The 5,013-nt window shown below is 69.5% G+C and carries 4 protein-coding genes; 2 read left to right on the plus strand and 2 right to left on the minus strand.

Annotated elements, in window-relative coordinates; all coding sequences use genetic code 11:
- A partial coding sequence (locus tag IZR01_RS48070) for a threonine/serine exporter family protein (RefSeq protein ID WP_194927765.1) occupies positions 1 to 1,600 on the minus strand: 1,600 nt, incomplete at its 3' end.
- Between the two features lie 149 nt (positions 1,601 to 1,749).
- Between IZR01_RS48070 and aspT the strand changes: the two genes are divergently transcribed.
- The gene (gene aspT, locus IZR01_RS48075) at positions 1,750 to 3,444 is read left to right on the plus strand and encodes an aspartate-alanine antiporter (RefSeq protein ID WP_194927767.1); all 1,695 of its coding nucleotides are present in this window, start codon (positions 1,750 to 1,752) and stop codon (positions 3,442 to 3,444) included.
- A gap of 142 nt (positions 3,445 to 3,586) precedes the next feature.
- On the opposite strand, the gene IZR01_RS48080 is transcribed toward aspT, so the two are convergent.
- Positions 3,587 to 4,300 carry a M50 family metallopeptidase gene (locus IZR01_RS48080; RefSeq protein WP_194899661.1) on the minus strand — a complete coding sequence of 238 codons (714 nt, stop codon included), beginning with the start codon at positions 4,298 to 4,300 and terminating at the stop codon, positions 3,587 to 3,589.
- A gap of 86 nt (positions 4,301 to 4,386) precedes the next feature.
- On the opposite strand from IZR01_RS48080, the gene IZR01_RS48085 reads away from it, so the two are divergent.
- Positions 4,387 to 5,013, plus strand: a 627-nt coding sequence (locus IZR01_RS48085; RefSeq protein WP_194927766.1) for a rhomboid-like protein, incomplete at its 3' end; no start/stop codon positions are given.

A 5,013-nucleotide genomic window follows, 5' to 3' on the forward strand; every position in this document is an offset into this window, starting at 1 on the left:
CCCCAGCCCCCTCCTCACTCGGCACAACCTCCAACCGCGCAGTCGGCCGCAACGAAGCCCCGGCCAACACCCCCAAAGCAATCGAACCCACCGTGATCACCACATTCAGCAGCGTCTGCCACCCGGCCGAACTGTGCGACACCAACAGCTGCTGCACCCCCGACAACCCGTGCGCTCCGGGCACCACCATCCAGAACGCCGGCAGGAAGATCACCTGATCCGGGATCGTCGCCCGCTTCCCGATCCACGACGCTGTCGGCACCAGCGCCATCCCGGCCACGAACGCTCCCAGCGCCTGCCCGCCGACCAGCGTCCCGACCGTCTGCACGACCCGGGTGGCCAGCAGTGCCACCGTCAGCCAGCCCAGCGAGCGGCTCGGCGCGTCGTGGTTGAGCGTGAAGCCGACCGCCAGCAGCAGTACCGAGACCCACCCCACCCACGCGCCGAGCGTGGCCGGGATCGGGGTGCCGACCTCGTGCGGGTGCACGGTGTCGACGCCGACCAGGATGCCCAGCGCCAGCATCATCAGCACGTTCAGCGCCCCGGCCAGCCGGGTCACCCCGGACAGGGTGGAGTTGGTGGCCAGCTCGATCGCGCCGAGGGTGAGCGCGGCGCCGGGCAGGAACCCGATCAGCGGGGGGATGTAGAGGAAGCCGGGGTCCTGGTGCAGGATCGGCCCGGCGAAGCGCAGGGCCAGCGCGGTGACCATGATCGCGGCGGCCACCGGGAGCAGCGTCAGCAGGTTCGGCGCGTACCGGCGCACCAGCCACTGCAACACGCCGACCGCCGTGCCGGCCGCGATGTAGCCGGCGGCGGCGTTCCACGTCGGGTGCTGCAACATGCCCAGGGCCAGCGTGAGCAAGGCATAGCCGGAGATCGCGGTGGCCGGCTGGAACCGCCGCGGCAGGCTCTGCTCCTCGCGCAGCGCCTTGCGCACCTGGTCGAACGGCACGGCCTCGCCGAGCATCCGGTGCACCAGGTTCTGGAGCGCCTCGACCTGGTTCAGCTGCATCCCGACCGTGCCGACCGGCGCGAAGTCCAGCTCGCTGCCCGCGTCGCCGACCACCGCCTCGACCCGTACGAAGATCCCGGTGGGCAGCGCGAAGCAGCGGGCGTCCACGCCGTACCGGGCGGCGATGTCCACGATCTGGGTCTCGGCGTCGATCGTGTTCGCCCCGGACCGCAGGATCTCCGCGCCGACGATGCTCAGCAGCCCGGCCAGCTGCCGCAGCCACTGCACGGTCGCCTGGTCCTCGGCCCGCACCCCCACCCGGCGGCGGTCGCGGAAGATGCCGCCGACGTTCTTCAGGCCCTGCCACGCGGTGTCTATGCCCTTGTCGAGGGAGTCCATGGAACCGGCGAGCGCGTCGCCGAAGGCGCCACCCCGCGCGGCGCCCCAGGTCGTTCCCGGCCGGACGCGTTGGATGGCGCGGAAGCGGCGACGGCCTGGGTGGTCAGGGTCCTGGGGCTGGTCCGGGGCGCGCGGCTGGTCCGGGTCCTGCGGTCGCTCCCGATCTTGCTGCTGCTGTTCCTCGCCGCGCTCCTCGCCGTGCTGTTCCTCGCCGTGCTGCTCGTCCTTGCGCTTCTTGAAGAAGGGCACGGCGCTCCTCCCGCTCCATGACACCGCGGCCGCCGCCGGGCGGGGCACAAAACTCCAACGACGGTACCCGATGCCGATCACGCCCGGATCACCCGTTCGGATGCGGTACGGGCGCGGGCGGCGGGCGTACGGGGTCAGATATCCGTGTGTTGAAGCTGATGCAGGAGAACGCGGTCCTCGCGCTGTTCGCATGTCTGGCGCTGGGCTACCTCGTCGGCAAGCTGCGGGTCGGTCCGATCACGCTGGGCGGCATCTGCGGGGTGCTGATCGTCTCGATGCTGCTCGGGGCGCAGACCGTCAACGGCAAGCACATCGCGGTGAACAGCGACGTGAAGAACATCATGTTCGCCCTGTTCATCTTCTCCCTCGGCTACATCGCCGGGCCCGGATTCGTGGCCAACCTCAATGCCAAGGGCCTGCGTTTCGGCGTGCTGTCGCTGATGGAGATGATCCTGGTCCTGGTGCTGTCGATCGGGATCACCAAGGTGGCGAACCTGGACACCGGCACCGGGGCCGGCATCCTGGCCGGCTCGGCGACCGAGTCCGCGGTCGTCGGCACCGCGCAGGACGCCATCAGCAAGCTGCCGGGCATCACGTCGAGCCAGGTCACGACGTTGTCCGCACACGTGGCCACCGCCTACTCGGTCTGCTACCTGTTCGGCCTGATCTCGATCGTCCTGCTGACCAGCCAGATCTTCCCGCGCATCATGGGCATCAACCTGGCCGAGGCCTCCCGCAAGCTGTGGGAGAAGATGCGCGGCGGCAACGCGGCGCTGGACTCCGACGAAGAGGCCTCGATGCCCAAGCTCGTCGGCCGGACCTACCAGATCACCAAGGGCGACGGCCTCACCGTGCAGGCGCTGGAGGACTCGGTCGGCGAGCACGCGTCCATCGAGGGCGTGAAGCGCGGCAAGAAGGTGCTGACCGTGGACCCGGCGCTGCCCCTGCTGCTCGGCGACCGGGTGCTGGTGGTCGGCCGGCGCGAGGCGGTGATGAGCGCCGGGCACGAACTGGGACCGGAGACCAACGCCATCCCCGGCCTGGACAGCCCGATGCAGGCCCGGGAGCTGGTGGTCACCGACAAGAGCGTCAACGGCAAGTCGGTCGACACCATCAACCAGGAGCACCCGGGCCCCACCGAGGGCGTCTACCTGACCGGCATCAACCGCCTCGGCAACGACCTGCCGGCCTCCGGCAGCACCGAGATCCACATCGGCGACACGCTGAACGTGGTCGGCATGAAGTCGAAGGTGGACCGGTTCCAGAAGGCGTTCGGCGCCAAGGTCCGCACCGAGAGCGCGGACTGGATCTACATCGGCCTGGGCCTGTGCCTCGGCGTCCTGCTCGGCGAGGTCGTGGTCCACCTGGGCTCGGCCAACCTGACCCTGGGCACCGGCGGCGGCTGCCTGATCAGCGGCCTGATCTTCGGATGGTTCCGCTCCACCAAGCCGACTTTCGGCGCATATCCGCCAATCGCCGCCGCCACGATGAAGGACCTCGGCCTGGCCGTCTTCATCGCCGTCACCGGCCTGTCGGCGGGCCCGGACGCCGGCCCGCTGCTGAAGAAGTACCCGCTGCTCCTGCCGCTGTCCGGGATCGCGATGGTGCTGATCCCGGCCTTCCTCGGGCTGTGGATCGGCCGCAAGTTCCTGAAGATCGAGAAACCGATCCTGATCGGCGCCATCGCCGGTCAGCAGTGCTCGACGCCGGCCATCACCGCGATCACCAACACCGCGCAGAGCAGCGTGCCGATGATCGGGTACACGATCACGTACACGCTGTCGAACTTCCTGCTGCCGCTGACCGGGCCGATCTTCGTCGGAGTGATCGGGCTGCACATGTAGCGAGGTCGGTGCGCAGGCGCGGTGGCGAGTGCCCGTGCGAGGACGCGGTGGCGAGGGTCGGTGCGAGGACGTGGGTGTCGGCGCCGAGCGTTATACCTATATATAAGGGGCGATTATGCCCTAACAAAATGCCCCCGGGCCCTCACAAATGCAGCAGCCACCGCCCCCCGGCCACCGCACACCCCAGCGCCACCAGCGCGAACACGAACAGCCACCCACCGGCCGGAAACCCGGTCAACCGGTGCAACTGGTCGGCATCGGAGTCCCGGGCCCCGGTCCGGGCCCGCGTCCGGCTCAGCTCCAGCACCGGCTTCACCCCGGCCAGCAGCAGGAACCAGACCATCAGATACGCGAACCCGGCCTGCACGTCCGTGTTCTTCGTCCACGACGCGGCGAACACCGCCGCCCCGGTGACGACCACGGTCAGCACCCCGTAGAAGTTGCGGATCTCCACCAGCAGCAGGGCCAGCAACAGCACGCTCACCCACAGCAACATCGTGATGTGCTGCGCCGCCAGCAGCCAGGCCGCGCCCAGCCCGATCAGGCTCGGCGCGGTGTATCCGGCCGCGACCGTCAGGATCATGCCCAGTCCGCGCGGCTTGCCGTAGGAGACCGTCACCCCGGACGTGTCGTGGTGCAGCCGCACCCCGGACAGCCGCCGGCCGCACAGCAGCGCCACGACGGCGTGCCCGCCCTCGTGCGCGATGGTCACGGCGTTGCGCGCTATCCGCCACACCGGCCGCCACAGCACCGCCACCAGCGCCACCGCACCGACCGCGAGGATCAGATTGCGCGGCGGGTCGGGTTGGATGCCGGTGACCCGGTGCCATACGTCGTCCAGGTTGGAAATGCTCATGCTCACGGGCACGCAGCCTCCCACGATTCGCCCGTTCGGCGGTACCCGTCGGGACAGGGCTGTGACGTGCCAGTGACGCTTGGGACATGCTGAAGCGGGCGGCGCGGGGCGTCGAGAGCTACCTCCGCAGCGCGCCCGGCACCTACCTCTGGCTGCTGGTCCTGCTGATCACGACGGCGATCCTCAAGCACGTCAGCCCCCGCACCGCGCACTGGATCCTGGAACGCCGCAGCACCAACATCCACTACCTGCTCGAAGATCCCCTGCGCGTCCTGATCCAGTCGGCCCTGTACATCGACGGCGGCAGCTGGTTGTTCTACTTCGCGCTCTACACCCTGTTCCACGCCCAGGCCGAACGCTGGCTGGGCACCTGGCGCTGGCTGACGGTGGCGTTCGTCAGCCACGTGATCGCGACGTACGTCAGCGAGGGCGTGCTGGCCTGGGCGATCAACAACGGCACGGTGCCAGAGCACAAGCGGTTCACGCTCGACTACGGCGTCAGCTACGCGCTGGCCGGGGTCATCGCGGTGCTGACGTACTGGTGGCCGCGTGGATGGATGCGGTGGGTGTACGCGGGGTGCGTGCTGATCTTCTACGGCACGGCGATGCTTCAGGGGCGGACGTTCACGGATGTGGGGCACTTCACCGCCACGCTGGTCGGGCTGGGGTGCTACCCGCTCGTGCGGGGGCGGGTTTCGCCCATGCGGCGGGGG

Source organism: Catenulispora pinisilvae (genome assembly GCF_015356865.1).
GTDB classification, from domain to species: Bacteria; Actinomycetota; Actinomycetes; order Streptomycetales; family Catenulisporaceae; genus Catenulispora; species Catenulispora pinisilvae.

Coding starts and splice junctions, on each gene's coding strand:
- IZR01_RS48080 (WP_194899661.1), bottom strand. CDS start 4,300: ATGAGCATTTCCAACCTGGACGACGTATGGCACCGGGTCACCGGCATC.